At 58.9% G+C, this 26,810-nt stretch carries 28 protein-coding genes; 14 read left to right on the forward strand and 14 right to left on the reverse strand.

Going from position 1 to position 26,810, the window contains the following annotated elements; all coding sequences use genetic code 11:
- Positions 1-144 precede the first annotated feature (144 nt).
- From HMPREF9166_RS12540 to dnaA, 11 genes are all read right to left on the reverse strand, one after another.
- Positions 145-303 (reverse strand): hypothetical protein, encoded by a 159-nt coding sequence (locus HMPREF9166_RS12540; RefSeq protein WP_371137023.1) that lies wholly within the window; start codon positions 301-303, stop codon positions 145-147.
- A gap of 839 nt (positions 304-1,142) precedes the next feature.
- Complete coding sequence (locus HMPREF9166_RS13045; protein ID WP_071585461.1) at positions 1,143-1,268, reverse strand: secretion protein HlyD; 126 nt, start codon at positions 1,266-1,268, stop codon at positions 1,143-1,145.
- A gap of 177 nt (positions 1,269-1,445) precedes the next feature.
- A complete protein-coding gene (locus HMPREF9166_RS07855; RefSeq protein ID WP_009753462.1) occupies positions 1,446-2,138 on the reverse strand; it encodes a DUF6882 domain-containing protein in 693 nt (230 codons plus the stop codon).
- A 553-nt stretch (positions 2,139-2,691) separates the two neighbouring features.
- A complete protein-coding gene (gene gyrB, locus HMPREF9166_RS07860; RefSeq protein ID WP_009753463.1) occupies positions 2,692-4,749 on the reverse strand; it encodes a DNA topoisomerase (ATP-hydrolyzing) subunit B in 2,058 nt (685 codons plus the stop codon).
- A 28-nt stretch (positions 4,750-4,777) separates the two neighbouring features.
- Positions 4,778-5,173, reverse strand: coding sequence for a DUF86 domain-containing protein (locus HMPREF9166_RS07865; protein ID WP_009753464.1), 396 nt, complete (start codon positions 5,171-5,173; stop codon positions 4,778-4,780).
- Positions 5,118-5,459 carry a nucleotidyltransferase family protein gene (locus tag HMPREF9166_RS07870; protein WP_009753465.1) on the reverse strand — a complete coding sequence of 114 codons (342 nt, stop codon included), beginning with the start codon at positions 5,457-5,459 and terminating at the stop codon, positions 5,118-5,120. Before HMPREF9166_RS07870 ends, HMPREF9166_RS07865 begins: the two co-directional genes overlap by 56 nt.
- A gap of 12 nt (positions 5,460-5,471) precedes the next feature.
- On the reverse strand, positions 5,472-6,380 hold the full coding sequence (locus HMPREF9166_RS07875) for a DUF721 domain-containing protein (protein ID WP_009753466.1): 909 nt from the start codon (positions 6,378-6,380) through the stop codon (positions 5,472-5,474).
- A gap of 361 nt (positions 6,381-6,741) precedes the next feature.
- Positions 6,742-7,860, reverse strand: a complete 1,119-nt coding sequence (gene recF, locus HMPREF9166_RS07880; protein ID WP_009753469.1) for a DNA replication/repair protein RecF — start codon at positions 7,858-7,860, stop codon at positions 6,742-6,744.
- Between the two features lie 2 nt (positions 7,861-7,862).
- The gene (locus HMPREF9166_RS07885; RefSeq protein ID WP_009753470.1) at positions 7,863-8,075 is read right to left on the reverse strand and encodes an RNA-binding S4 domain-containing protein; all 213 of its coding nucleotides are present in this window, start codon (positions 8,073-8,075) and stop codon (positions 7,863-7,865) included.
- Between the two features lie 4 nt (positions 8,076-8,079).
- Positions 8,080-9,222 (reverse strand): DNA polymerase III subunit beta, encoded by a 1,143-nt coding sequence (gene dnaN, locus HMPREF9166_RS07890; RefSeq protein WP_009753471.1) that lies wholly within the window; start codon positions 9,220-9,222, stop codon positions 8,080-8,082.
- Between the two features lie 325 nt (positions 9,223-9,547).
- Positions 9,548-10,999, reverse strand: a complete 1,452-nt coding sequence (gene dnaA / locus HMPREF9166_RS07895; RefSeq protein ID WP_009753472.1) for a chromosomal replication initiator protein DnaA — start codon at positions 10,997-10,999, stop codon at positions 9,548-9,550.
- Positions 11,000-11,335: 336 nt separating this feature from the next.
- Between dnaA and rpmH the strand changes: the two genes are divergently transcribed.
- From rpmH to HMPREF9166_RS07955, 13 genes are all read left to right on the forward strand, one after another.
- Positions 11,336-11,470 (forward strand): 50S ribosomal protein L34, encoded by a 135-nt coding sequence (gene rpmH, locus HMPREF9166_RS07900; RefSeq protein WP_006305399.1) that lies wholly within the window; start codon positions 11,336-11,338, stop codon positions 11,468-11,470.
- Between the two features lie 53 nt (positions 11,471-11,523).
- Positions 11,524-11,916 (forward strand): ribonuclease P protein component, encoded by a 393-nt coding sequence (rnpA, locus tag HMPREF9166_RS07905; RefSeq protein ID WP_009753473.1) that lies wholly within the window; start codon positions 11,524-11,526, stop codon positions 11,914-11,916.
- Positions 11,913-12,122 (forward strand): membrane protein insertion efficiency factor YidD, encoded by a 210-nt coding sequence (yidD, locus tag HMPREF9166_RS07910; RefSeq protein WP_009753474.1) that lies wholly within the window; start codon positions 11,913-11,915, stop codon positions 12,120-12,122. The genes rnpA and yidD overlap by 4 nt, the downstream gene beginning before the upstream one ends.
- 73 nt (positions 12,123-12,195) lie before the next feature.
- On the forward strand, positions 12,196-12,870 hold the full coding sequence (locus HMPREF9166_RS07915; RefSeq protein ID WP_009753475.1) for a YidC/Oxa1 family membrane protein insertase: 675 nt from the start codon (positions 12,196-12,198) through the stop codon (positions 12,868-12,870).
- The gene (gene jag / locus HMPREF9166_RS07920; RefSeq protein WP_009753476.1) at positions 12,870-13,898 is read left to right on the forward strand and encodes an RNA-binding cell elongation regulator Jag/EloR; all 1,029 of its coding nucleotides are present in this window, start codon (positions 12,870-12,872) and stop codon (positions 13,896-13,898) included. Before HMPREF9166_RS07915 ends, jag begins: the two co-directional genes overlap by 1 nt.
- A 234-nt stretch (positions 13,899-14,132) precedes the next feature.
- Positions 14,133-15,512 (forward strand): tRNA uridine-5-carboxymethylaminomethyl(34) synthesis GTPase MnmE, encoded by a 1,380-nt coding sequence (gene mnmE / locus HMPREF9166_RS07925; protein ID WP_039981226.1) that lies wholly within the window; start codon positions 14,133-14,135, stop codon positions 15,510-15,512.
- 54 nt (positions 15,513-15,566) lie between these two features.
- A complete protein-coding gene (mnmG, locus tag HMPREF9166_RS07930; RefSeq protein ID WP_009753478.1) occupies positions 15,567-17,447 on the forward strand; it encodes a tRNA uridine-5-carboxymethylaminomethyl(34) synthesis enzyme MnmG in 1,881 nt (626 codons plus the stop codon).
- Positions 17,448-17,643: 196 nt separating this feature from the next.
- Entirely contained in the window at positions 17,644-18,636 is a 993-nt protein-coding gene (locus HMPREF9166_RS07935; RefSeq protein ID WP_254655019.1) for an HlyD family secretion protein, read from the forward strand.
- Positions 18,626-19,555, forward strand: a complete 930-nt coding sequence (locus HMPREF9166_RS07940) for an ABC transporter ATP-binding protein (protein WP_009753480.1) — start codon at positions 18,626-18,628, stop codon at positions 19,553-19,555. Before HMPREF9166_RS07935 ends, HMPREF9166_RS07940 begins: the two co-directional genes overlap by 11 nt.
- Positions 19,552-20,658: an ABC transporter permease gene (locus tag HMPREF9166_RS07945; RefSeq protein WP_009753481.1), complete on the forward strand. Its 1,107-nt coding sequence runs from the start codon at positions 19,552-19,554 to the stop codon at positions 20,656-20,658. The genes HMPREF9166_RS07940 and HMPREF9166_RS07945 overlap by 4 nt, the downstream gene beginning before the upstream one ends.
- 103 nt (positions 20,659-20,761) lie before the next feature.
- Positions 20,762-20,875 carry a secretion protein HlyD gene (locus HMPREF9166_RS13055; protein ID WP_083773714.1) on the forward strand — a complete coding sequence of 38 codons (114 nt, stop codon included), beginning with the start codon at positions 20,762-20,764 and terminating at the stop codon, positions 20,873-20,875.
- 516 nt (positions 20,876-21,391) lie between these two features.
- A complete protein-coding gene (locus HMPREF9166_RS07950; RefSeq protein WP_009753483.1) occupies positions 21,392-21,802 on the forward strand; it encodes a hypothetical protein in 411 nt (136 codons plus the stop codon).
- 227 nt (positions 21,803-22,029) lie between these two features.
- A complete protein-coding gene (locus tag HMPREF9166_RS07955) occupies positions 22,030-22,431 on the forward strand; it encodes a hypothetical protein (protein ID WP_009753484.1) in 402 nt (133 codons plus the stop codon).
- Positions 22,432-22,550: 119 nt separating this feature from the next.
- Here HMPREF9166_RS07955 and HMPREF9166_RS07960 read toward each other — a convergent pair whose 3' ends face one another.
- On the reverse strand, positions 22,551-24,092 hold the full coding sequence (locus tag HMPREF9166_RS07960) for a WG repeat-containing protein (protein WP_254655020.1): 1,542 nt from the start codon (positions 24,090-24,092) through the stop codon (positions 22,551-22,553).
- A gap of 291 nt (positions 24,093-24,383) precedes the next feature.
- Here HMPREF9166_RS07960 and HMPREF9166_RS07965 point away from each other — a divergent pair, with 291 nt between their 5' ends.
- Complete coding sequence (locus HMPREF9166_RS07965) at positions 24,384-24,815, forward strand: hypothetical protein (protein WP_009753486.1); 432 nt, start codon at positions 24,384-24,386, stop codon at positions 24,813-24,815.
- Positions 24,816-24,916: 101 nt separating this feature from the next.
- Here HMPREF9166_RS07965 and HMPREF9166_RS13060 read toward each other — a convergent pair whose 3' ends face one another.
- Positions 24,917-25,066, reverse strand: a complete 150-nt coding sequence (locus HMPREF9166_RS13060) for a secretion protein HlyD (RefSeq protein WP_071586104.1) — start codon at positions 25,064-25,066, stop codon at positions 24,917-24,919.
- 163 nt (positions 25,067-25,229) lie between these two features.
- A complete protein-coding gene (locus tag HMPREF9166_RS07970) occupies positions 25,230-26,768 on the reverse strand; it encodes a WG repeat-containing protein (RefSeq protein WP_254655021.1) in 1,539 nt (512 codons plus the stop codon).
- Between the last annotated feature and the right edge of the window lie 42 nt (positions 26,769-26,810).

Genomic DNA, 26,810 nt, shown 5'->3' on the forward strand with positions numbered 1-26,810 from the left:
ACTGATAAATTCGGTACAACCATCTTGACGCATCTTTTTTGCCCGCACTTCGGCGGAAAATCCTCCACAGAGCACCACTCTGCGTCCGGTTTTCCACCTCGTTCGGACGAAAAAATCTACGCCAATCTGGCAGACCTCATTTTATCAGTGATTCCCTAGAATGACCTTCTGCACAAAATGCTTCGCCGCACTCTGATTCTCATGACGTGCAAACGCCGTAACCTCATGTCCGCGTGCCACAAGCTCCTCAATAATCGCACGGCTCGCCTTTCCATTGGATGCCACAACTGCAATTTTCATCATAAATCCCTCCATTTGATTTTTATTTTATAATTTCATTAATTACAATAGTAATATAGCACAGATAAAATATAATTTTAATAGGTACAATATATTTTTTACCGACCTCTCTGCATCGACGCAAAAACGTCATTGAAAAAGAACGAAGCGTGTGCTATCTTAAGATAAGAAGAGAAGGAAATGGAAAGTGCTCCGGCACGGGCGCAAAGCCGCATTCCGCCGTTTCGTCTTTCCAAAACGGTGCAGCCCGCACCGCACAAGGGACAGCGCCGATGGCTCCCCCACTTTTCGGGGCAGAGTTCATCCGCAGACGCCAAAAACGGCGCAAAAAAGCGCGTCTTTCCAAAATGCCTTCTCAGCCCGCGCGGGACAAGGGCTGCGGGACACAGCGTCTCGACACACACAATGCTGCGTGCGGCATTGAAACTCTCCAGTGAAGGTAATCTTCACCTTTACAGAGTTGTCTCGACACACACAATGCTGCGTGCGGCATTGAAACCATGAGTGCGTCTCTGATGCTATTGTTCATGATGTCCCAACACACACAATGCTGCGTGCGGCATTGACAGCAAAACGGCTCTGCGTGTCCTTTCGGTCACACAGAGCCGTTTCGTATGCAAAAAGCGCACAGCAATCTTGACGATGCGGCGCACAGATGTTAGTATAGAGATACAAAAGGGCACTGCCGGATAGATGGCTGCCCCTCATTTTTGGCAGAGAACCCCGCCTACAGTTTGGATGCATGAGGCGGGTTTTCTCTTTTATCGTTTAACCGACATGATCAATACGGTGAACACAACGAGAAATGTAAAGGAAGCACTGATAAATTCGGCACGACCATCTTAAGGAAGCACTGATAAATTCAGCACTACCATCTTGACGCATCTTTTTCGCCCGCACTTCGGTGGAAAATCCTCCACATAGCCTTTGCTATGCGTCCGGTTTTCCACCTTGTTCGGACAAAAAATCTACGCCAATCTGAGAGACTGTTTTATCAGCGATTCCCTAGAAATACCACAGACAAAATAGAATTTCAATAGATACAATATCTTCTTTTGAGAAAACTACACGATCACAGAAACACGTATATGGCATAAATAAATCCCCCTGATGCCATGCTGCATCAAGGGGATTTCTGATCGGAGTCAGATGCTCCGCATGGTGGAGATGCGTTGCGCTCCATCCACATCCTCAAAGGCGATGATGAGATCCTGCGTGAAATGTGCCGTGATGCGTGACCCGTGCCACTCGTACGGCGTCTGATTCCAGCGCAGGAATCCCTCGACCAGGAGGCGGTGATCCACATCGAACTGCTGGATGCACTGTGACACCGTCGAAATAAAACGTGGAAAGTCAACGGGATCAAAGACCGCATCCGGCACATCCGAGATACCGACGAAGAATGCGCCGCCGTTATGCGGGCAGCGATAGTAGGCGTATCCGTCCGCCAGTCCGCAGGCAACGATGGAGAGGTTGTGCCCGTTATAGGTATCGTTCAGGTCGAATTCGTCCGTCGTCAGTGCCTCGATCTGCTGCGCTGCACCGAACTCCCTCGTCTCACGCGCGAGGCGGATGATCTTTTCGGGGAAATCATTGATGTTCTCCCAGCCCCAGAGCCATGTGCCGCTCGATGCAGACTCGCTGCCGATGAACTGGAGCGGGTATTCGCGCGTGCCGAAGCTGATCACGCCACGCTCCAGATCGACGTTCCAGTCCTCGTTTTTCACCACGTACTCAGCACAGGCTTGCTGAACGCTGATCATCTTGCCGAGGCAGGCAGAGAAGAGCGCCGTCCAGTCCCCATGCGGCACAGCGAGTTGGTCGAGAAATTGCTTCATCGTAGTTCCTCCATATAGATCATAAAATACGTCAAAAGAATACAACGTATGTAAATCCTTGACGGCGTTATGTGCAGATGATAGAATAGAGATACAAAAGGGCACTGCCTAGCGGTCGCCCCCCATAATGAGCGAGACTTCCCCGCCAGGGTTTGGTAGACGCAAGGCGGGGTTTTCTCTTTTATCGTTTAACCGACATGATCAGCACAGTGAACACAACGAGAAATGTTAAGAACTCATAGGTTCCCATACCAATCGCCCCCTTTCCGGGGGGCAAGATTCGACCGCCCTTTCGACAGTGCTTACATTTAGTATAGCACAGGAACATACGCAACAGAATCCCCTTGACACACATGGCGTCAAGGGGATTTTTCTCTATCAATTTCTAGGGAAGCGCTGCTAAAACAGTCTCTCAGATTGGCGTAGATTTTTTGTCCGATTGAGGCAGCAAACCGGACGCATAGCGGGGGCTATGTGGAGGATTTGCTAACGAAAAGCGGGCGAAAAAGATGCGTCAAGATGGTTGTGCCGAATTTATCAGTGCTTCCCTAACTCAAATATCCAGATTTCGTACGAGTTTCGCGTTCTCCTCGATGAACTGGCGGCGCGGCTCGACCTTGTCGCCCATAAGGATGGTGAAGAGCTCGTCTGCCGCCTCGGCGTCCTCTGCGCCGACCTGCAGCATGGTGCGCCCCTCGGGGTTCATGGTCGTCTCCCAGAGCTGCTCGGGGTTCATCTCGCCGAGTCCCTTGTAGCGCTGGATGGTCACGCCGTCGCGCCCGATCTCGTCGAGCTTTTTCGCCTGCTCATCGTCGGAGTAGGTGTAGAAATGCTTCTTGTCCTTGCGGATCTGATAGAGCGGCGGCTGCGCGATGTAGACGTGCCCGTGGTCGACGAGCGGCTTCATGTAGCGGTAGAAGAATGTGAGGAGCAGCGTGCGGATATGCGCGCCGTCCACGTCTGCATCGGTCATGATGATGATCTTGCTGTAGCGCCGCTTCGCGAGGTCGAACTCCTCGCCGATGCCCGTGCCGAACGCCGTGATCATCGTGCGGATCTCGGCATTGGCAAAGATCTTGTCGAGGCGTGCCTTCTCCACGTTGAGGATCTTGCCGCGCAGCGGGAGGATCGCTTGGAACCTTCGGTCGCGTCCCTGCTTCGCAGAACCCCCTGCCGAGTCGCCCTCGACGATATAGATCTCGCACTGGTCGGGATCCTTGACGGAGCAGTCCGCGAGCTTGCCGGGGAGGCTGGAGACCTCAAGCGCGTTCTTGCGGCGCGTCAGCTCACGTGCCTTGCGTGCCGCCTCGCGGGCGCGCGACGCCATCAGCGCCTTATCCAGCACCTTTTTCGTGACGGCGGGGTTCTCCTCGAAGTACTCCGTGAGCCCCTCGGTGACGATGGAGTCGACGATGCCGCGCACCTCGGAGTTGCCGAGCTTTGTCTTGGTCTGCCCCTCGAACTGCGGCTCGCGCACTTTGAGGCTGATGACGGCGGTCAGTCCCTCGCGCACGTCCTCGCCCGAGAGGTTGCCGTCCTTGTCCTTCAACACGTTCAGGCGGCGCGCAAAGTCGTTCGCCGCGCGCGTGAGGGCGATCTTGAAGCCCGCGAGATGCGTGCCGCCCTCCTCGGTGTTGATGTTATTGACAAAGCTGTAGATATTTTCCTGATAGCTGTCGTTGTACTGCATGGCGATCTCGACGACGATATCGTCCTTCACGCCGTTGAAGTAGATCGGCTCCTCGTTGATCGTTTCCTTTTTGCGGTTGAGGTGGGAGACGAAGGAGCGGATGCCGCCGTCAAAGTGGAAGGTCTCGCTGCGCACCTCGGTGCCGCGCTCGTCGGTGAGGGTGATCGTGATGCCGTGGTTGAGGAAGGCGAGCTCGCGCAGGCGATGCTTCAGCGTGTCAAAGCTGTAGGTCGTGACGGTGAAGATCTCGGGGTCGGGGACGAAATGGACGCGCGTGCCCGTTGTATCAGATGTGCCGATCTCGTGCAGCTTCGTCGTGGTGACGCCGCGCGAAAAGGAGATCGCAAAGATTTTCCCGTCGCGGCGCACCTCGACGTCCATCTCCGTGGAGAGGGCGTTGACGACGGAGACGCCGACGCCGTGCAGACCGCCGGAGACCTTGTAGCCGTCGCCGCCGAATTTACCGCCCGCATGGAGAACGGTCAGAACGACCTCGACGGCGGGCATGCCGCTCTCGTGCATATCGACGGGGATGCCGCGTCCGTTGTCCGTGACGGTGATGCTGTTGTCCTTGTGTATCGTGACGCCGACCGTGTCGCAGTAACCCGCGAGCGCCTCATCGATGGAGTTGTCCACGACCTCATAAACGAGGTGATGCAGGCCGCGCTCTGATGTCGAGCCGATGTACATGCCGGGACGCTTGCGTACCGCCTCCAGTCCTTCGAGGACTTGGATCTGTCCCGCGCCGTAGTCGGCGTCGACGGCGGTCACCTCATCGCCCATCTCCTCCTCCGAGATCGCGATACCCGTAAGATCGGGCGCATCTGCCATCTCAGCGGCTTCCTTTGCCTCCTCGGGGGTCAGCGGACGGATCTCCGCCTGCTCGTCCGTCGTTTCATTTGGGTTATTTTTCTTTGCCATTATGTCCTCCTTGGGGCTATTGAACTTCTTATTTAGGGAATTTCAGAGATTTTACACGAATGATCTCATAGTTATTTTCTTTCAGGATATGGGCGCAAACCTCCCTAAGAATTGGGATATTCTGTTCAATCGTATCCCAAACAATTTCAAAATCAAGGCTATGGTCGTAATCGTGCGCGAACAAGTTTCTCATTTTCTTAATATCTTTCCATGGAATTCCAGGAACTTTCTCAAGAAAATCTGACGAGATTTTTTTTACAACCTCTCCGATGGTCTGAATCAGCATAGAGCAAGAACTATGATATGCATAGTTTTCTATGAATTCTTTTTTTGATTTTCCAAAAAGACGAGAAATTTCTATAATCTCATCACAATGCTTTACGATAATTTGCAGGATCTGCGCATCCTTCTCGCTGACGATCATAAAGAAGTATCTCCTCCCTTTCGACGTACTTCTTGAAGATTTTATTCTCCTCCGGGATTCTCGTAATCAGATCAATTTCTTTGCCCAGGGCTTCTTCGAGGTCTGCATAAATACCACCGAGCCCAAACAGCCCTATCCCCTTAGGAACTTTCATATGAAAGTCAACATCGCTGTCCTCACGCGCCTCGCCGCGTGCATACGAGCCGAAGAGCCATACCTTTTCAATTTTGTATTTCTCGCAGATGGGGCGGATTTTATCACGGATTTCATCAATACTGAGAATCATGGGTGTCACCCCCTACGATTTCTTCGCCCTGCGTTTTTTCATCTCTTCCCAGAACTCACGCGTGGTGATGAGCTCGTTGCGCAGTTCCCAGAAGGTGATCTGTATCTTCTTCGGTGTGACCTGCTCGGGCGGCAGGCCGCGGTGCAGCATGGTGAGGAGGCGCGCATTCTCGCTGTCCTGTGCCGTGTACTCCGTGCGTCCCGCAATGCTGCGGATGAGGTCGGCACGCTCACTGCCGACCATGAGTGCATCCGCCGATGGGATCCGCCGCGTGATGTCCGCGAGCGTTGCCCACGGCTCACGCCGCAGGATGGCACGTACCTCGCGCCGCAGGCCGCGCTCCTCGCTGCGGCGGCAGTCCATGCAGGCACCGCTGACGAACCGTCCGCAGACAGGACAGGGGGTGAGCCCCCGTGCCTCCTTGAGGTGCCGCGCCTTGCGCGTCGTCAGATACGCGCGCTCAATGTGCGTGCGCAGGTCGCTGTCCTCAATTCGGGCGGCGAGCGACGCCCCGCGTGCGATCTCGGCGTCCGACAGTCCCGTCTGTGCGAGCGCACGCCGATAGGCGGCAGGCGTCTCCGCTGCGGCATCGTCTGGCATCTGCAGAGCGGGGCGCATCGTCCGTGCAAAGGCAATCTCCGTCACCATGCGTCCGCCTGCGTAGTTGTTGACGCGCTGGACGATCTCTGGCGCACTCATGCGCATCTCGTTCTTCCAGACCGCATCGGGCGCATAGAGAAAGAGCTTCTTGTCGCGCACCGCGACGGCACGCACGCGGCGTGCGACCATCTCCCCCATGATATCCGGCCAGTGGGAGAGGGTCGTGTGCGTGATGTAGTCGCGCTCAAAGGAGGGGCCGAGGCGACGAATCGCGGCGCGCACATCGTCGCCCGCACCCGCCGTGCCAAGTGTTGTACGCACGTCTCTTCCTCCTCTGTGTCAATCCCGCATCGATACATCGGATTGGGTATCCCATACGTCCATGGCGCCCCCTCCACCGCTTGCGCGGTCCCCCTCCCCCGTATCGTACGGGGGAGGCTAAGGCAACATGGATACATTCCGCTGCATGACATTGACGCATCTTCTCCACACATCAACGGAAAATCTATGCGAATCCTTAAGGAATCACTGATAAAATGAAGTCCGTCAGATTGGCGTAGATTTTTTCGTCCGAACAAGGTGGAAAACCGGACGCAGAGTGGTGCTCTGTGGAGGATTTTCCGCCGAAGTACGGGCAAAAAAGATGCGTCAAGATGATGGTGCTGAATTTATCAGTGCTTCCTTAACTCTCCCGCACCGTCCCCGCCTCCACATACCGATATGTCCCCATACTCTCTGCGGGGAAATACGCCGCATCGGTCGCCGTGATAAAGGTCTGGATGTGCTCGTGGCGGATGAAGTCGAGGAGGGCGCGGCGGCGGTCGGCATCGAGCTCGCTCATCACATCATCGAGGAGGAGGATCGGCGCCTCGCCGATATTCTCCTGCAGGTAAAAGAGCTCCGCGAGCTTCAGCGCGAGCGCGCCCGTACGCTGCTGCCCCTGCGAGCCATAGCTCCTGAGGCTCATGCCGCCGACGCGCAGGACGAGATCATCGAGATGCGGGCCGACGCCCGTCGCCGCCCGCGCAATATCGCGCGCACGCCCCTCGCATAGCATCTTATTATACCATAGATGGAGTGACTCTGTCATGTCGTCTTCGGCAAAGTCCTCTGCCCCCGCGCCTGCGATCTCATAGGCGAGCGTCAGCTCCTCGCCCGCCGCGAGCACCGCCTGCACGCGCGCGGAGAGCGCACCGAGCTGAGCGACTGCCGCGATACGACGCGTCACGATGTAGGCGGCACTCCTTGCGAGCTGCGCATCCCACGGAGGGAGATCGTCCGGTGCGGCGAGACGCTCGCGGATATCCTTCAGCACGGCGTTGCGCTGCTTCAGGATGCGCGTATAGCGCAGGAGCTCACCGTAGTAGGCGGGACTCGCCTGCGAGAGCTCCGCATCGAGATAGCGTCGGCGGAGCGCCGGCGCCCCCTTGACGAGAAAGAGATCCTCGGGGGAAAAGAGCACCATCGGCAGGAGACCGACGAGGTCGCGCTGGCGCAGACTCTCTCCTGCGTAGGTAATGCGCCGCCGCGCCCCACGGGCAAAGGTAAAGGAGAGCTCGCCCGGCACATCGTGCCGCCGAAACGAAAGACCGATGTGTGCACCGTCTGCCCCCGCGCGAATGAGCTCCGCATCGCTCGATGTGCGATGGGAGCGTCCAAAGGCGGCGTAGTAGAGCGCCTCGATGATATTCGTCTTGCCCTGTGCATTCGCGCCGAGAAAGATCTGCACCCCGGGGTCGAACGCGAGGTGCAGCGTCTCATAGCTGCGATAGCTGCGCAGCGTCAGCTCTGTGATCTGCATCGTTACACGCGCACGACGCGGTATGTATTACTGCCATCAATCGTAATGACATCACCGGGGACGAGCTTACGCCGCCGTGCCGTCTCCGGCACATCGTTGCGCAGGATCATGCCCTCTGCGAGGAGTGACTTGACCTCGCCGCCGCTCGCCACGGCCCCCGCCAGTTTCAGAAACTGATCCAGCTGGATCGTATCGGTATGAATCGCGATATCCATTACGTCAGTGCGTCCTCACAGGCGTTACCACATAGATATAGTTCGGATCGGCCTCCTCGCGGATCGTGATCGGCGAGAGGTTGACCCCCTGCTCGTTTGAGCCCTGCAAAGAGAGAATGCACGTATCGCTGTCAAGCGACTTCATCGCATCCATCAGATAGGAGGCGTTGAACGCGATCGTCACATCATCGCCCTCGACCTGCGCCGCGATCGTCTCCTCCGCCTCACCGATCTCGGGGCTGTTCGAGGAGATGCACATCATCCCGTCCGCAAAGCGCAGTTTCACGATATTGTACTGATCCGTACGCGCAATGAGTGAGGCGCGATCGACGGCGGCCGAAAATGCCGCGACATCGAGCGTCACCTTCGTGCGGATATTCGCATCCTGCGGAATGACGCGGCGATAGTCGGGGAATGCGCCCTCAATGAGCCGCGAGGTCATATAGATGTTGTCGAACGATACACTGATCTGATTATAGGAACACGACACATGGACATCAGACGGCACATCGCTGTTCATTGTCCGTGTTACTTCCTCTAAAAAGCGTGCGGGGATGATGACGCGGATCTGCCCTGCCTCCTCCTCGAGCTGCTCGCTCTTGACCGCGAGACGATGGACGTTCGTCGCAGCGAACGTGACCTCGCGTCCCTCGACCTCGAGCTGGCAGCCCGTGAAGATCGGACGCCGGTCGCGCTGCTCCTCCTTGAGACAGGCAAAGGCAGATTTTTTGACGAGACGTGCAAGGACACGATCTTTGATGGTAAATTGCAGCGTCCCGTCCATACGCTGCAATACAGGGAAGTCCGTAACCTCCATCGTGCGCAGGGTGAATCGTACCGTACCCGAGCGGATCTCGGCGAGCCCGTCGGAGCTCTCCGTGTTGATCGAGACCTCCTCAGCAGGCAGTTTGCGTGCGAACTCTGTGAGATACTTTCCGGGGAGAACGGCGGTGCCGGTGCCGTGAATCTCGGCGGGAATGGTGACGATAAAGCCCAGCTCATAGTTCGTGGTCTGGAGTTCGAGCTGTCCTTCTCTGGCGTTCATGTAGACACCGGAGAGAATCGGGGTCTGCGGCTTGGTCGAGAGGCCTTTGCTGACGATCTGCAGCGCGGCGATCAGGTCGCTCTTGGGCAGGGTGATGTTCATGATGAGTCCTTTCGCTTTCTGTGCGGCGTGGGGTTTTCGATGGCCACGTGATGTATATAAATATAGTAACGGTAGTAGTAGGCGCTGTGGATATGTGGAAAATGGGAAAATCTCTAGTTGTGGCGGGCCTGTGCCTGTGGATAATTGAGGCCGAGTTATGCCTGACTTATCCACAATTTAAACAGATCGGTAGTGGATGAGTCATTTTTCCACAGTACGTCCACATGTCATGAGACGTCTCCTGCACAGTGTTGTCCACAGGGGACGTACGGTCGATGGGGTAGAAGAAGCACGGATCGATTCGGCGCGACGGATCAGCGATTCGTTAAATCCCGCGGATCTGGATGGAGAGCGACTTGATGAGTGCATCGGTTGCAGGATCGCTCTCTGTGAGACTCTGGATCTTCTTGTGCGCGTGGATGACCGTCGAGTGGTCGCGGTTAAAGAAGCCGCCGATCGTCGGCCACGATACCTCCGTCATCTCGTGACAGAGATACATGGCGATCTGGCGCGGATAGGCGATGTCGTTGCTGCGCTTCGAGGAGCGGATGTCCTCGCTCGTCACTTTGAAATGCGTGCAGACGATGCGCTCGATCATCTCCATCGTGATGCGGCGCCCCTTCTCCCCGCGCAGATAGTTGCCGAGCGCAGCGACGCAGGTCGTCTCGTCGATCGGCATGCGCATCATGGAGGCGTATTTGATGAGGCGCGTGAGGGCACCTTCGAGCTCGCGGATGTTGCTGTCCACGCGGCTCGCGATATAGGTCACCACATCGGCGGGGATATCGACGTCCTCGCTCTGTGCTTTTTTCTGGAGGATCGCGACGCGTGTCTCGAACTCCGGCGGCTGGATATCGACGGGCGCACCGCCTGCGAAGCGCGAGATCAGACGATCCTCGAGCCCCTTGACATCCTGCGGCTGGCGATCCGAGGTCAGGATGATCTGGCTGCCGTTGTCGCGCAGCTTGTTGAACGTCTGGAAAAACTCCGTCTGCGTCTGCTCCTGCCCCGCAAAGAACTGGATATCGTCGATCAGCAGCACGTCGATATGGTAGTATTTCTCGCGGAATGCGTCCATATTCTTCTCGCGGATGGAGCGGATGAATTCATTCGTAAAGTCCGTGCTCGCGATATAGAGGACGCGTTTTTTTGGATCGTCGGCGAGGATCTTGTGGCCGACCGCGTGCATGAGATGCGTCTTGCCGAGCCCCACGCCGCCGTAGATGAAGAGCGGGTTGTGCGAGGGGAGCCCCGGCGCGTCAGCGACGGCCTTTGCCATGGCGTAGGGGAACTGGTTCGAGCGACCTGTGACGAACGCCTCAAAGGTATACTTCGGGTTGAGCGTCGTCGCGTCGTCCGGCGCCGGCGTATGCGTCTCGGGCGGCGTGAGCGGGAGACTGCCCTGCGTGGGGTATGTCGCCTGCTCGTTCGCGGCGATATGCCCGGCGGCGGCCTCCTCTGCCATGGCGGGTTCCACCGGGATTTCCTTCGCCGCAGGCGGCTCTTTCTGGGATGCTGCCGCCGGATCAATAACGATCCGGAACGTATAGCCGGCACCGAGCGCCTTTTGTATGACATCACCGAACAGTGCACCCAGACGTGATTCTACGTATTGCTTCTGGATATCTTCGCCAACGGCAAGCAGCAGTTCCTTATCGTTGAGTGAAACGGGCACAATGGGCAAAATCCACTTCTTTACTGCGTCTTCGTGAATGATTCCGCTGGTCTTATCCAGCACTTTTTGCCACAGGTCGGCGAGGTTCTTTTCTTCGGACATACAATTTTGTCCCTTCGTAAAAATTTGTTATCAACAGAGTTATTCACACTTGTGGATAACTCTTCCGATGTGAAACGCTAGGTAATCCGTGAAGATCGAAAATTATGCACGATGTTTTCACAGGTTTTCCACAATGAACCAAGAGATATTTTATCAAAAAAAAGCGGACTTATCAACAGGTGCTTTGGTCTTATCCACCAAAAAAAGGGCGAAATCATGCCCGTGTGCCTTGACATACGCGCGTTTTTTCGTCTATAATGTGACCTGATTCACACGCGAGACTACCTGCGCGGCGGTATGTGCCGCGCGTTGCAGCAGAAAAGGAGGTGACGAGAGGTGAAGAGAACATTTCAGCCGAACAATCATTGGAGAAAAAAGACGCATGGATTCCGTGAGCGCATGAAGACGAAAGGCGGCCGCCTCGTACTCAAGAGAAGGCGTCAGCGCGGAAGAAAGAAACTTTCGGCGTAATATCGCTGGACTTTGGGCAGGAGGTCACCGCAGGTGGCCTCTTTTTTACGAATATGGAACAGAAAAGATATACACTGCCGCGCAGCAGGATGATCAAGCGCCGCAGCGACTTTCAGTGCGTCTATCAAAAGGGGCGCTCGGTCGCGGGGCGGAGCATGATCCTCTATGTCCTGCGCGACCCGCGTGTCGCGGGAAAGGTCGGCTTTGCCGCCGGGAAAAAACTGGGCTGTGCCGCCGTGCGCAGCCGCACGAAGCGCCTCCTGCGCGAGGCGTACCGCTGTCTGCAGCATGAGCTGCGCGGCGATGTGGGGATCCTCCTCATCGGGCGCGCGGGACTCGCGGACGGCAAGATGCAGGACGCCGCCGAGGACCTGCGCCGCCTCATCCGCCGTGCGGGGATCTTTGCTGACGGCGCATCGGAAAAACATCGGAGGGAGCACGGATGAAACGCCTGCTGCTCTTCCTCATCCGCTTTTATCGCGCGGCGATTTCGCCGCTTTTTCTGCCGCATTGCCGCTACTACCCGACCTGCTCAGCGTATGCCTTGGAGGCGGTCACGCGCTACGGCGCATGGCGCGGCGGGTGGATGGCACTGCGGCGCATCCTGCGCTGTCACCCCTTTCATCGGGGCGGCTATGACCCCGTACCGTAACGAAACGATTCCGAACATCCGAAATACAGACGACTTCGACTACCAAACGTCCCAATCGTAGGAGGAACTATCCTTGATCGAATTTTTCAGCAATCTGTTTGCGCCCATCATCCACATCCTGCAGGTGATCCTTGGTGCGTTTTACAGCGTTACCAGTGCCGCAGGACTTGAGAGCTACGGCTTTCCCATCATCCTTCTGACCATCCTCATCAAGCTCGTGACCTATCCCCTCACCGTCAAGCAGGTGAAATCCATGAAGGCGATGCAGGACATCCAGCCGAAGATGAAGAAAATCCAAGAAAAATACAAGCACGACCCGCAGATGCTCCAGCAGAAGACGGGCGAGCTCTTCCGCGAGGCGGGCGTTAACCCGCTCGCCGGCTGTCTGCCGCTCCTCGTACAGATGCCGATCCTCATGGGCATGTACTACGCGCTCTTTAACTTTACCTTCCCGAGCGCGGAGGCGGCGGCGTTCTTCTGGCTGCCGAGCATGAGCGAGCCGGATCCCTACTACATCCTCCCCGTCCTCTCGGCGGCGACGACCTTCCTCCAGCAGAAAATGACCTCCAGTGAGATGACGGGTCAGATGAAGATCATGATGACCGTCATGCCGCTCTTCATCGGCTGGATCAGCCTCACCTTCCCATCGGGACTCGTCCTCTACTGGGTCACGATGAACGTAGTCCAGATCGCCCAGCAGTGGTGGATGTACCGCGGTGAGGACAAGACGGCAAAGGGGGCGGCGTAATGGCGGAGATCATCGAGACGACAGGCAAGACCGTCGAGGATGCCCTCGCAGCAGCACTGGAAAAACTCGGCTGCGGCCGCGAGGAGGTCACCTACGAGGTGATTCAGGAGCCGTCGGGCGGCTTCCTCGGGCTCTGGGGCAAACGCGAGGCGCGCATCCGCGTCACGACGCGTCCCATCATCCGTCCGCATCATCAGGAGATCCCGACCCCGCCGCCGCCGACCATCACCGCTGCACCGCGCGAGGAGAGTGCGCCCGCGCGCAGCGAGGACGACGGCTTCGACCCGCGCGCCAAGCGCTACCACACTGATCTGCGCTCCTCCGCACGCCGCGCTGCGGCAGGCGATGGATCGCGCATGGAGACCGAGCGGCGCGAACCTGCCCCGCGGCGAGAGCGTCCTGCACGGGACGACGCGCCGCGCGGCTACGGCAATGCGCGTCCGCGCTACGAGGGGCCGCGCGAGCGTGAGGGCGGCTATCCGCCGCGCCCGCGCCGCGAGCGCAGTGACGTACCGCTCCTCCCGCTCACCGATGAGATGGCGGCGGCGGCAGAGGGCTTCCTCGGCAAGATCTTTGCCGCGATGGGACTCTCCGTCACACTGAACCGCGCGGATACGCCCACGGGCACGATCTTCAACATGCACGGGGAGAACCTCGGCATCCTCATCGGCAAGCATGGTGCGACGCTCGACGCGCTCCAGTACCTCACGAACCTCGTCGTGAACAAAATCCCGGAGACGGGCTTTGCACGGATCATCCTCGACGTGGAGGACTACCGCGCCCGCCGCGAGGAGACGCTCATCCGCCTCGCGGGACATCTCGCGGACAAGGCGTGCCGCATCGGCGAGGAGATCCACCTCGAGCCGATGAGCCGCCACGAGCGCAAGATCATCCACATGGCACTGCAGGACAATCGCCGTGTCACGACCTACAGCGCGGGCGAGAATCCGCGCCGCTACGTCGTCATCGTCCCGAAGCGCCGCCGCTACGGCCGCAGCGAGGACGGCTATGAGGCGTACGAACAGTGACTGCCTCGCTCCACTGAGAAATGGGGACGGCAATGCTCCTAGGGAATCGCTGATCATAAGCGTACAAGCGCACGCCCGCTTGTGCAACGAGGTGTTTGCGTGGAGTATGCCGTCGTAATGTTTTGATGTAGAATTTTGATGCAGATACTTATAGGGTTGTTATACGGAGGGAACCTTCGTGCAGCAGCCTTTTTTTGCACAGTTCATCAAATAATGATAGAAAGGGCGCGTGTCATGACCGAGGACACCATCAGCCAGATCGCGACCCCGCACGGCGCGGGCGGCATCGGCATCATCCGCGTGAGCGGAGAGGATGCGCTCGGCGTTGCGCGCCGCGTCTTTCGGCCTGCGGCGGGCGGCACGCTCGGTGACATCGCGCCCTATACGGCGCGCTATGGACACATCGTCGCGGCGGACGGCACGGTGATCGACGAGTGCATCCTCCTCTATATGCGTGCGCCGCACTCCTATACGGGCGAGGATACGGCAGAGCTGCAGTGCCACGGCGGCGCGGTCGTCCTGCGCGAGGTGCTCCTCAGGACATGGGAGGCGGGCGCGCGTCCCGCAGAGGCGGGAGAGTTCACGAAGCGCGCCTTTCTCCATGGGCGGCTTGACCTCGCGCGCGCCGAGAGCGTCATGGAGCTGATCGCGGCAAAGAGCACACGCGCCGCGCATGCCGCACGGGAGCGGCTCGCAGGTGCATTCTCCCATGCAGTGACGGACATCCGCACACAGATTCTCAGTGCCGTTGCGCACATCGAGGCAGGGATCGACTTCCCTGAGGACGACATTCCCGCGGCCTCCGCCGAACGCCTTGCCGCGGAGATCGACGCCGCTTCTGCCGCCGTCCGCCGTCTGCTTGCGGGCGCGGATACGGGACGCGTCCTGCGCGATGGGGTCAAGACCGTCATCGTCGGCCGTCCGAACGTCGGCAAATCGAGCCTCCTCAACGCTCTCCTCGGCATGGAGCGCGCCATTGTTACCGATGTGCCGGGCACGACGCGTGACGTCATCGAGGAGGAGATCAGCGTGGCGGGTATCCCCCTGCGGCTTCTCGATACGGCAGGACTGCGCGCGGCAGAGGATGCGGTCGAGCAGATCGGCGTCGCACGCACCGAGCAGCACCTCATGGATGCAGAGCTGATCCTTGCCGTCTTTGACGCGTCAGAGCCGCTGACCGCGGAGGATCACGCGCTCCTTGCGCGCCTTTCGGCGGCAGCGGCAGATACCATCATCCTCTGCAGCAAGGAGGATCGCCCCTCCGTACTGAGTGCGGAGGACTTTGCCGCCGTCGCTGCGCCCGTCCTCCGCATCTCGGCGCAGGAGGGCACGGGGCTTGATGCCCTGCGGGAGGAGATCGCCGCGCACATCGTTCGGCAGGAGGGCGACCTCAGCGATGGGGCGCTCCCAAACAAGGAGCGCGAGATCGAGGCACTGCGCCGCGCAGAGACGCATCTCGCGGCGGCGGCAGAGACCCTCGCCGCAGACCTTGGGACGGACTTCGTCTCCATCGACCTGCGTGCCGCCTACGACGCGCTCGGCGAGATCCTCGGCGAGACCGTCGATACCGACCTGATCGACCGCATCTTCAGCGAGTTCTGCATCGGGAAGTAAACATAACACAAATAAAATCAGATTTATGTTATAAAAATAGGGGAAAGTATATTCGTGAGCAGCAATACAAACTATGATATCATCGTGATCGGCGCGGGGCATGCGGGCGTCGAGGCGGCGCTTGCCGCGGCACGCATGGGGAGGCGAACGCTCATCCTTACGCTCTCGCTCGACAACATCGCGATGATGCCGTGCAATCCGTCGGTCGGCGGCCCCGGCAAGAGCCACCTCGTCCGCGAGATCGACGCGCTCGGCGGCGAGATGGGGCTCGCGGCGGACCGTGCGAGCATCCAGCGGCGCCTGCTGAACACGGGCAAGGGACCTGCCGTCCATGCCCTGCGCATGCAGGCGGACAAGTTCCTCTATCAGCGCATCATGAAGGAGACGCTCGAGAACACGGAAAACCTCGACGTGCGCCAGCTGCTCGTAACGGAGCTCATCACGGAGGAGAGCACGGGAGAAAAGCGTGTGACCGGCGTCGTCTGCGAGACGGGGGAACGCCTGACGGCACACGCCGTCATCCTCGCGACGGGGACCTATCTGCGCGGGCGCATCATCCTCGGCGAGACGATCTATGACGGCGGCCCGAACGGCCAGCGTCCTGCCATGGCATTCTCGGACTCCCTGCGCACGGCAGGGCTTCGCCTCATGCGGTTCAAGACAGGCACGCCCGCGCGCGTTGACCGCCGCACACTCGACCTCGCGGAGACGGCACTGCAGGAGGGTGACACTGATGCACCTGCCTTCTCCTTCCTGACGGATACGATGCCCGACGCGCAGACCCCCTGCTACCTTACCTACACGAACGAGGCGACCCATGCCGTCATCCGTGCAAATCTGCACCGTGCGCCGATGGCAAACGGGGTGATCGAGGGCATCGGTCCGCGCTACTGCCCCTCGATCGAGACGAAGATCGCGCGTTTCCCCGACAAGGAGCGGCATCAGCTCTTTCTTGAGCCGGAGGGACTGCATACCAATGAAATATATGTACAGGGTATGTCTACCAGTCTGCCGACAGATGTGCAGGAGGAGTTTCTCCGCACCATCCCGGGAATGCACCATGCACGCATGATGCGCCCCGGCTATGCCATCGAGTACGACTGCCTCGACCCGCTGCAGCTGGAGGCGAGCCTCGCGGTCAAAGAGATCGCAGGGCTTTACTCTGCGGGACAGGCGAACGGGACGAGCGGCTACGAGGAGGCGGCGGCACAGGGCCTCGTTGCGGGCATCAACGCTGCGCGTGCCTGCATGGGAGAGGAGCCGCTCATCCTGCGGCGCAGCGACGGCTACATCGGCGTTCTCATCGACGACCTCGTGACGAAGGGAACAGAGGAGCCGTACCGCATGATGACGAGCCGCGCCGAGTACCGTCTCGTCCTGCGGCAGGACAACGCCGACCTGCGGCTGACGCCCATCGGACGCCGCATCGGACTCGTCTCGGATGCGCGTTGGACGCGCTTTACGGCAAAGCGCGGCGCGATCGATGCGGCGCTCCGTCTCCTGCGGGAGCGGCGGCTCAGCCCGAGCGCCGAGACGGAGGCGCTGCTCGCAGGCGCGGGCATCTCTCCGCTGCGGACGCCCATGACCCTCTTTGCCCTGCTCGCGCGCGAGGGCGACTACCGTGTACTCGCCGCCGTCTTTGACCTCCCGCCGCTTGCCGACGACGTGCGCGAGGAGGTCGAGATCACGGCGCGCTACGACGGCTACATACGGAAACAGGAGGAGCAGATCGCGCGCATGGAGCGCCTCGAGGCACGGCGCATCCCCGCGGCGTTCGACTATGCGGCAGTTACAAGCCTGCGCCTCGAGGCAGCAGAGAAACTCTCCGCCGTCCGCCCGCGCTCCATCGGACAGGCGTCGCGCATCAGCGGCGTTTCTCCGGCCGACATCTCCGTCCTGCTCGTATACCTCGAGAGGGCGCGGCGCACATCGTAATTTCAGATCAAAAGAAAGAGCCTGTCTGCGGATAGGCTCTTTTTGAGTGAAACTATGTTTGTATTCGAATCACAGGAGACAAATTTGAAGACACTGCGGAGCACCAGACCATTTTAATCGCATATCAATTCCTCTGAGCGCACGCCAATGATATACTGTATAAGATTATATGATTTTGCGGAAAGGAGAGCGCTGCATGAAGATGAAGATGGCACGGATCGTTCTGCTCCTTCTCGCGCTTATCCTGCTCGCCGTATTTGCTCATCGCGAATACGCGGCGCAGGAGCTGCGTGCGCAGCTCCTCACGGGGACGGTCGAGGCGACGCGGGTGGAGGTCAGCACGAAGGAGAGCGGCTGCATCGAGGAGCTCTTTCTGCAGGAAGGGATGACGGTGCGTGCCGGCGATCCAGCGGCACGCATCGGCCGGCGTGATCTGGACGCCGCAGTTCTGCGCGATGAGGCGGCGCTCGCTCATGCCGAGACGAGCCTCCAGCGGACACAGAGCGGCAACCGTGCGGAGGAGATTCGCGCGGCGGCGGAGCGGACGAATGCCGCACGCGCTGCCGCAGAGAAAGCAGATGCCGACTATGCGCGCGGCGCGGAGCTCATCGCGGGCGGAGCAATCTCCCAACAGGCATTTGACGGACTGCGCGAGGCGCGCGACGCGGCGAATGCGAACCTGCGCGCGGCACAGCAGGAACAGGCGCTCACGGAGAGCGGCAGCCGTCCCGAGGATATCCGCATGGCGGAGGAGGATGTGCGGCGCCAGCAGGCAATCCTCGAAATCGACGCCTCTGCAGTCAGCGATCTCACGGTCCGCGTGCCGAAGGACGGCATCGTCCTGTCAAAGAACTATGAACGGGGCGAGTTTGTCCGTGCGGGCACGCCGATTGCAACGCTCATCGACCCGCAGGACGTTTGGGTCAAGGTCTATGTGCCAACCGACGTGCTCGGCGATCTGCGCATCGGGGATCCGGCGAAGGTTTACATCGACGGACAGACGGAGCCTTTGGACGGCACGATCAAGGAGATCAGCGATGCGGCGGAGTTTACCCTGCGCCAGAGCATCACGAAGAACGAGCGCGCGAACCTCGTCTTTGGTGTAAAGGTCGCGGTGGATAATGCCGCGGGCATTCTAAAGCCCGGCATGCCCGCGGATGTGGACTTGGAGCCCCGGAATGGAACGTGAGCCGCGCGCGGACGATGCGCCCGTGATCGAGACGCACGACCTCACGCGCGTATTCGGCAGCTACACTGCGGTGGACCGTCTGAATCTCTCCGTGCCGCGCGGGGCGATCTACGGCTTCATCGGCTCGAACGGATCGGGGAAGTCCACGGCCATCCGCATGATCTGCGGGCTCCTCCCGCCGACGAGCGGCACGGCATTCGTGCTCGGCTGCAATACCGCCGTGCATCCGGAGCGCGCGCGGCAGGCGCTCGGCTACATGTCGCAGCGGTTCAGCCTCTATGCGAATATGACCGTTCGTGAAAACATGATGTTCTACGGCGGGCTCTATGGTCTGTCGCGGGAGGAGAGGCGCACGCGCGTCGCGGAGGTGATCGCACGGATGCAGCTCACGGACCGCGCCGACGTGCTCGCGGGCGGCCTCTCGGGCGGGCAGAAGCAGCGTCTTGCGCTCGGCTGCGCCATTCTCCACCGTCCCGCGCTCCTCGTGCTCGACGAGCCGACCTCCGCCGTTGACCCGACCTCGCGGCGGCTCTTTTGGAACCTGCTCTCGGAGATGGCGGGCACGGAGCGGACGACGATCTTTGTCACGACACATTTTATGGATGAGGCGGAGCACTGCGATGAGATTGCCTTCCTGCAGCGCGGGAAGAAGATCGCCTCCGGTTCGCCGTCTGCGCTCAAGGAGGAGCTGCCCGCGCGGCTCTACGTCCTGCCGCAGGACAGTGCGGAGGAGGGGGCGGCGGCGCTGCGGGCGGCGGGTGTGCCCTGCGATGAGGTCTATGTATTCGGACGGCAGGTGCGTGCACTCGTTCCGCGGGAGACTGTGCTGCCGGAGCAGCTGCACGCGGCACCGTGGGATCTCACGATGGAGGACGTCTTTATCTACTACGACCGGCGGCAGAGGGAGGCACAGGGATGACGCGCATTCTTGCACTGCTCGCGAAGGAGCTCATTCAGATGCGGCGCGACCCGATCACGATCGGCGTGACTTTCCTCCTGCCCGTCATCTACCTCGTTGTGTTCGGCTTTGCCATCCGTACGGACGTGCGGCACCAGTCCACGGTCGTGTTTGATCAGTCGCGGAGCGAGGAGAGCCGCAGCTTCCTTGCGGCGATGACGGCAAGCGGCTATTTTGACCTGCGCTATATCGCGTGGAGCTACGATGAGCTGAACGAGCGGATCGAGCGCGGCGATGCAAAGATCGGCGTCGTCTTCCCGCCCGATCTCGTGCAGGAGGCGAATGCCGGACGCACCGTGCCGATTCAGGCGATTGTCGACGCCTCGGACTCCATCGCCTCGACCTCTGCCATCGCCGCCCTGACGGGGCTTGGCATGCGGGTGCAGCCCGTCGCTGTGCGCGGGGCGCCCGTGGCTGCGCCTGCCTACGACGTGCGCATCCGCGCGTGGTATAACCCCGACGCCGTCACCTCGTACTACATGCTGCCCGCGCTCATGGGCATCATTCTCTCGATCACCATGGTGGTCATGGTCTCCATGTCCATCGTGCGCGAGCGCGAGGCGGGCACACTCGAGCAGCTTCTTGTAACGCCGCTGCATGTATGGGAACTGCTCATCGGCAAGATCCTGCCCTACATCATCCTCGGCTACATTCAGACGACGATCTGCGTCCTCATCGCCCTTGCGGTCTTCGGCGTGCCCCTGCGCGGGAGCATCCTGCTCCTCTATGCGCTCACGACCCTCTTCCTGCTCGCCTCGCTCACGATGGGGCTCATGATCGCATCGCTCGCGCAGAACCAGCTGCAGGCAGGCCTCATGAGCATCGCGACCCTCATGCCGGGCGTTCTCCTCTCGGGCTTCATGTTCCCGCGCGAGGCCATGCCCGTGTTCTTTCAATACCTCAGCCTTGCCATCCCCATGACGCACTACATCGAGATCCTGCGCATGATCTTCCTCAAGGGCGGCGGCCTCACGGCGCTCTATCAGCAGACCGCCTTTCTCGCCCTCTTTATCCTCGTCTTCTTCGGCACCGCCGTGCGGAAATTCAAGCGGTCGGTCATATAAAACGCCCTTGGACGCGATGGATCCAAGGGCGAAAATATGTTTGTGCTTTAGGGAAACACTGATAAAATGAAGTCCGTCAGATTGGCGCAGATTTTTTCGTCCGATTGAGGCAGCAAACCGGACGCATAGCCAAAGCTATGTGGAGGATTTGCTAACGAAAAGCGGACAAAAAAGATGTGCTAAGATGGCGGTGCTGAATTTATCAGTGTTCCCTTAGATTCGACTGTGCTGTCATATCATTGAAACGTCCTGGGCGGGAGCAATTCCGCGGCGGTGTCTTTCCCCCGAAAGGGGGTGAGCGGATATGTCTGAAATCGGTGCGATTCTCTTGTTGGTCGCTGCCACAGGCTATATTTTAGCGATAAAAAAAGTAACCGCCCAGCTTTTGACCGAGTGAGCGGTTATTCGAAAGAATATTAAGCAGCCTTGGAAAGATGCCGTCAAGGACGGTTCTTTCTATGCTTACTATAACAGCCCGCCTGCTCCGATGCAAGCGGATTTTTTCTTTATAACACCGCAGTCAGCCGCTCCACGTCCCGCGTGCGTTCCCTCCATATAGCCCGAGGCAAAGGAAAGCCGTTCGCCCATTTCATCGGCTCCTTTTTTGCACGATTCTATACCATCGGACAGCATACGGGGATTCAAGGAGATTTGTTAAGAAAGGGAACTTTTTTTCCGATAGAAATGGTAAGGACAATCGTACAGCACAGGATGCAAGAAGGGAGGGATTGAAATGGAACTTGAGAAAATCTATGGCAGCGGCGCAGCAGTGCCCGCATCATCTGCGCGGCGCACCCGTGCGAAGGAGGACACCTCCGGCACATTTGCACGGATGCTGCAGAACATGCGCGAGGCCAAGCCCGTCAACAGCTATGGACGTGAGGACCTTGAGGGCGATACCGTCGTCACGCGCGTGCTCGCGGACGGCTCAGTCATCACACAGATCTATAAGGGAACGACGCTGATCTCTGAGACGACGACGCCCGGGACGAACCCCGAGGCGGGCAAGGCACTCATCTCCGAGCGTGTCGAGCAGCTGAAGCTTGACGAGGATGCGGCGCAGAACCCCCTGCTTGACTCGCACGCAGCGCAGGGTGCACAGGGCATCGCGGCACTCATTGGCACTGCGGTATCATCCGACTGATCCATACAGCTGACCTCCTATCCTATGCGGACGGGAGGTCGCTGTGTCTCTCCCGCCCCACTTTCTCTGTTTTCCATCTGTGAAACAATACGCGTTTTGTTACATGGACGTGACAATTCCTTAGGATTTAACTAAAGTTTCTGAATCTACTTAAGAATCTCTGCGTCATTCCGATAACAGTGATAGGAGGTTACTATCTCGCAGGGAGCGCGAAAGGAGGGAAGAATATGAAATTCGATAAAATATATGTCGGGCGAGGTATTGCAGCACCGACTCCTGTGCGCCGCACCACGCATCTCGGCGAGGATACGGGCGACACTTTTGCGCGTATCCTGCAGGAAGAACGCGATGCGGCAGAAGCGGAACTCCAAAACCCCGAGAACAGCGAGCCGGATACGATTGTCACGCGTGTGCTCGCGGATGGGTCCGTTGTTACCCGCGCCTACAAGGGAGCGCGTCTCATTTCTGAGACAACGACACACGGCAATCGTCTCACTCCGAGCAAGGCGCTCATCGCGGAGCAGGCGACCTATCTGCCCGGTGCAGCACAGTCCGCCGCTGCAATGCTCGCATCGTTGACACCGCAGGGGGCGGCCGAACGCACGGAACACATCAGCAATACGTTATAACATCATAACATTGCCAAAACGACCTCTCACCCAGTGGAATGTGTGAGAGGTCGTTTTGTGTATGGGGGAGCATGGATCAGTCAGATCAGATCGAGACTTCTGCATCCCTGCCGTGCCTTTTATCCGCTGTAGTACATTGACGATCCCATCATCCACACCACGTCGTATAGCAGTACCGCACTATACTGTGGGGAGACGACAATGCTGCCGCTCCGATCAATGAATCCCCACTTGCCGTCCTTTATGATCGGGGCAATTCCGGCGGAGAAATGCCACGGGAACTCCAGCCCCGCAGGAAGATGAAAGGCAATCTGTCCGGTCTTGTCAATAATGAGGACATCGTCTGCCGCACGTACGCGCGTGAGCCCCTCATGGAAATCGTCTGCTTCATCGTAGGCAGGAGGGATGTGCATGATGCCGTCCCTGCCGACGTAGCCCCACTTCCTGCCGTCGCACACAGCGGCCAGATCATCGCAGAAATAGTGCATCTTGCTGTACTTTGGATGGACGATATAGGTACCACTTCGATCGACGGCACCCCATTGTCCATGCACCTTGACGAGGGCGATGCCGTCCTTGAACATGGTGGTATAGTCGTTCGTGGATGGGATAACCTCCGTGCCGGAGGTATTGATGTACCCGCGTCGAGCCCCATCGTCGATGATGCTGCCGTCATCTTCATAGAGCGGCGCTCCTGCGGCAAGAGAGAGCGCGCTTTTCACTGCCAAACCCAAATCGGCCAGTGTTCTTGTATCACGGGAATGGGACACTTCGGCAAGCCCGTCATAGAAGGAGCGGGCGTTGGACCACTGCATTTTGAACGGCGTCTTTCCTGTCTTGTCGATGTAGGTGATCTTTTTTCCTTTCATGACCAAGGCATACCCCTCATGAAATCCTTTCGGATGGCCCAGTTTGCGAAACTGCGGCGCGATCACCATCGTACCACTCCTGTCGATAAAGCCCCATTTCTTGTCAATATTGACGGCGGCACGCTCCTCGTGGAATGGCTCTGCGCGATCGTACGATGGGGGGATGACCATATTGCCCGTCTCGTCGATGTAGCCGTACGGCTCCCCCTTCTTTCGGATGACAGCGGCACGCTCCTCGGAGAATGGCTCAACGCTGTAGAATATCTCATCCGTCAGGCGGCTCCCGTCGCGGCGGCAGAGATGGTATTGATGATACTCTTCACCGATGCAGAGAATGCCGCGTCCCATCGGCTGGATTGACGCGTATGCGGCCGGCAGCAGCAGTGCTCCGCTGAGGTCGTATGCACCGACATTGCCCTTCTCGTCGCGTACGACGATGATGTCATCCATCGGCGGTTTGATATTCACGTAGGACGCGGGGACGATCTGCGTGCCGTCGGTACGGATGATGCCTAGTCTGCCGTTCTTCTGGACGATGAGATAACCCTCCGCATAGGTGACGATGCTGTCATACACAAGGGGGACGACCTCCGTTCCATCGGCAGTGATGGAACCCCATTTTCCGTTTTTTTGTACTTGGAATACGGTACGTGCGGTGTTCGTCATGATGACGGCGGAGGACAGCTCCTCCTGCGGATTTTCTGCCGCCTGTCCGATGCCCGTGCTGAGGAGGAGGGCGGTGCTGAGCGCGGCGATGGCGGCGCACAGGCGTGTCATGTTCATCCGTGTCATTTCGTTCTCCTTTGTCATGGCGCAATCGTTTCATTTTGTTCTATTTCGCGGAAAAGACGCGCTTTCCTGCATAGGGCACAGGGGGGCTTCTCCAGTTTTTCCTGCGATCCTCCACAGCGCTTCACGCATCACTTTTCCATCGGCGCGATGAACGGCGGCGGTTGGATTAATCAAAAAAGCACGGCAGACGGCAAGACCGTGTTTTTTCGTTAGATCATTCTAATCCGTCGATGCTATCATGACGGTCAAAGTGATTCGGTCATAGGTATTCCCTAGGAGGTATGGCGAAAGATGACGACATCGATGTTTGTCCTGATTCTGTTCGGCGTGGTGGCATGCGGCGCAGCGCTGTGGTCGATGTACCGCGGGCTGAGCGGCGGAGCGACCAAAAAATTCCTCCATTTTGAGAACGGACGCCTGACCGTATACTATTACTCCTTCCCGGGGATGCACGAGAAGACATACGCGCTCGATCAGATCCGTGAGGTGCGCTTTACCCATCACTGGGTGCGCAGCCCCGTCTCGCATACGGGCAAGATGCAGATCGTATTGCACGACGGGACGGTGAGCCGGTCATTTTTCTACGACGGGAGCGTCCACATGAAAAAGATGGTGCTCGCCACCTCGCTGGCGCTGATGAGCCTCACCACGAAGGAGCTCGCCGAGGAGTTCCGCCGGCATGGCGTGCGCCGCATTATCATCGATCCACACCTTTTGGAGTGAGGCAGGGCGGCGGAGACAATCAAAAAGCACGGCTTAGCGATAAAGCCGTGCTTTTTCATTTGCTGTGCTAAGGAAGCACTGATAAATTCGGTACAACCATCTTAGGGAAATACTGATAAACTCAGCACCGCCGTCTTAGTACATCTTTTTCGCCCTGTCTGTGTCGACAAATCCTCCACATAGCCTCTGCTATGCGTCCGGTTTGTCTCCTTGACAGGACAAAAAATCTGCACCAATTCGACGGACTTTATTTTATCAGTACTTCCCAGCGCATCTTTTTTGCCCGCACTTCGGCGGAAAATCCTCCACAGAGCACCACTCTGCGTCCGGTTTCCCACCTCGTTCGGACGAAAAAATCTACGCCAATCTGAGAGACTGTTTTATCAGTGTTTCCCTAAAAATCCGCCAGAGCCCTTATTTCTTCGCCGGAGCGCCAAAGAAGATGCCCGCGTCCTCGTACTGCGGTGCGATTACCATACTGCCGCTGTGGTCGATGTAGCCCCACTTGTCGCCGACCTTGGCGGGCGCAAGCCCTGCGGCGAAGCTGCCGAGCTCCGTCACTGTGCTCGGCGTGAGGAAGGGGACGCGCCCCGTTTTGTCGATGAAGAACGGCTTTCCGCCCTTGACGACGGCGGCCAGTCCCTCGTGAAAGTCCTGTACGGCATTGTACGTGGGCGCGATGGCAACACTGCCGTCCTTTGCCGCGTAGCCCCACAGCTCTGCCGTATCCTGCACGGCGGCGCGGTCCTCGGAGAAGCGGCGCATCATGCGGTAGTTTGCGGGAACGAGATATGCCCCCGTGCGGTCAACGCAGCCCCAGCGGCTCTTTACCTTGACGAGTGCCGTGCCGTCAACGAATGTGCTGTTGTAGTCGTTCTTGATCGAGACGATCATCGTGCCCGTCTTGTCGATGTAGCCGCGCTTCACATTCTCATCGTCGAGCATGAGCGGGTCATAGATGTACTGGCCTGCTGTGCCGGCGACGATGGTGAACACCGCGCCGAGAAAGTTCGTCGATTTTACCTTGCGGCGCACCTCGGCGAGCCCGTCATGAAAGGGCAGTGCGCTGTCGTACGGCGCGGCAAAGACCTGCGTGCCCGTCTTGTCGATGTAGGCGAGCCCCTTCTTCCCGCGCACGGCGGCGAGCCCCTCGCTGAATCCCGTGGGGATGTCCCGATACTGCGGCGCGATCACCATCGTGCCCGTCCTGTCGATAAAGCCCCACTTGCCCCCGACCTCGACAGCGGCCAGTCCCTCGGAGAAAATGCTCGCCGAGGCGTACTGCGGCGCGATCACCTCTGCGCCCGTCTTGTCGATGAAGCCGACGTGCTTCTTGTCCTCCATGACGCTCGCCAGCCCCTCGGAGAAGATACCCGCATAGGCGTACGACTTCTCCGTCAGGCGCGAGCCGTCCGCGCGGTAAAAGCTCCATCGCTTGTCCGTGCCCTGCACGAGGGCGGCGCCGTTATGATAGGGGACAATGTCGCGGTGGACGACGGGGAGGATCAGCGTGCCGTCCGTCCCATAGCAGCCCCATTTCTTGTCCGCATCCTGTACGACGATGCGATCCTCTGTCAGCTCCTCGATGTGACGATAGGCGGCGGGGACGACCTGCTTGCCGTCCGCGCGGAGCACGCCCCATTTCTTTCCCTGACGCACGAGGAGATAGCCCTCTGCATAGGGACGTATCTCATCGTACTCCGCTGCGATCACGGCGGCACCCGTCGTCGAGACGGCGCCCCATTTCCCTGCGGTCTTGACGAGGGCGAGCGGTGCCGCATGGACGGCGGCGGACGGCTCCTGCCCGCGGTCGACCAGGATGCCCATCCCCGTGTAGAGCGGGTTGTCGTGGATGGATTCGGCGGCGGCGTGCGGCATCTGTGCCGCGATCAGGCCTGCGGCGGCGAGCGCGGCGATGGCGGTGCGCAGACGCGACGTCTTCTTCTGTGTCATGTTCATTCCCCTTTATGCTAGGGAAGCACTGATAAATTCGGC

This window comes from Selenomonas sp. oral taxon 149 str. 67H29BP (assembly GCF_000146365.1).
GTDB classification, from domain to species: domain Bacteria; phylum Bacillota; class Negativicutes; order Selenomonadales; family Selenomonadaceae; genus Centipeda; species Centipeda felix.

Excerpts from the sequence above, each read along its gene's own strand:
- HMPREF9166_RS12540 (WP_371137023.1), bottom strand. The coding sequence starts at position 303 with ATGATGAAAATTGCAGTTGTGGCATCCAATGGAAAGGCGAGCCGTGCG.
- HMPREF9166_RS07855 (WP_009753462.1), bottom strand. The coding sequence starts at position 2,138 with ATGAAGCAATTTCTCGACCAACTCGCTGTGCCGCATGGGGACTGGACG.
- gyrB (WP_009753463.1), bottom strand. The coding sequence starts at position 4,749 with ATGGCAAAGAAAAATAACCCAAATGAAACGACGGACGAGCAGGCGGAG.
- HMPREF9166_RS07865 (WP_009753464.1), bottom strand. The coding sequence starts at position 5,173 with ATGATCGTCAGCGAGAAGGATGCGCAGATCCTGCAAATTATCGTAAAG.
- HMPREF9166_RS07870 (WP_009753465.1), bottom strand. The coding sequence starts at position 5,459 with ATGATTCTCAGTATTGATGAAATCCGTGATAAAATCCGCCCCATCTGC.
- recF (WP_009753469.1), bottom strand. The coding sequence starts at position 7,860 with ATGCAGATCACAGAGCTGACGCTGCGCAGCTATCGCAGCTATGAGACG.
- HMPREF9166_RS07885 (WP_009753470.1), bottom strand. The coding sequence starts at position 8,075 with ATGGATATCGCGATTCATACCGATACGATCCAGCTGGATCAGTTTCTG.
- dnaN (WP_009753471.1), bottom strand. The coding sequence starts at position 9,222 with ATGAACATCACCCTGCCCAAGAGCGACCTGATCGCCGCGCTGCAGATC.
- dnaA (WP_009753472.1), bottom strand. The coding sequence starts at position 10,999 with ATGTCCGAAGAAAAGAACCTCGCCGACCTGTGGCAAAAAGTGCTGGAT.
- rnpA (WP_009753473.1), top strand. The coding sequence starts at position 11,524 with ATGGAACAGAAAAGATATACACTGCCGCGCAGCAGGATGATCAAGCGC.
- yidD (WP_009753474.1), top strand. The coding sequence starts at position 11,913 with ATGAAACGCCTGCTGCTCTTCCTCATCCGCTTTTATCGCGCGGCGATT.
- jag (WP_009753476.1), top strand. The coding sequence starts at position 12,870 with ATGGCGGAGATCATCGAGACGACAGGCAAGACCGTCGAGGATGCCCTC.
- mnmE (WP_039981226.1), top strand. The coding sequence starts at position 14,133 with ATGACCGAGGACACCATCAGCCAGATCGCGACCCCGCACGGCGCGGGC.
- HMPREF9166_RS07935 (WP_254655019.1), top strand. The coding sequence starts at position 17,644 with ATGAAGATGAAGATGGCACGGATCGTTCTGCTCCTTCTCGCGCTTATC.
- HMPREF9166_RS07940 (WP_009753480.1), top strand. The coding sequence starts at position 18,626 with ATGGAACGTGAGCCGCGCGCGGACGATGCGCCCGTGATCGAGACGCAC.
- HMPREF9166_RS07945 (WP_009753481.1), top strand. The coding sequence starts at position 19,552 with ATGACGCGCATTCTTGCACTGCTCGCGAAGGAGCTCATTCAGATGCGG.
- HMPREF9166_RS07950 (WP_009753483.1), top strand. The coding sequence starts at position 21,392 with ATGGAACTTGAGAAAATCTATGGCAGCGGCGCAGCAGTGCCCGCATCA.
- HMPREF9166_RS07955 (WP_009753484.1), top strand. The coding sequence starts at position 22,030 with ATGAAATTCGATAAAATATATGTCGGGCGAGGTATTGCAGCACCGACT.
- HMPREF9166_RS07960 (WP_254655020.1), bottom strand. The coding sequence starts at position 24,092 with ATGACACGGATGAACATGACACGCCTGTGCGCCGCCATCGCCGCGCTC.
- HMPREF9166_RS07965 (WP_009753486.1), top strand. The coding sequence starts at position 24,384 with ATGACGACATCGATGTTTGTCCTGATTCTGTTCGGCGTGGTGGCATGC.
- HMPREF9166_RS07970 (WP_254655021.1), bottom strand. The coding sequence starts at position 26,768 with ATGACACAGAAGAAGACGTCGCGTCTGCGCACCGCCATCGCCGCGCTC.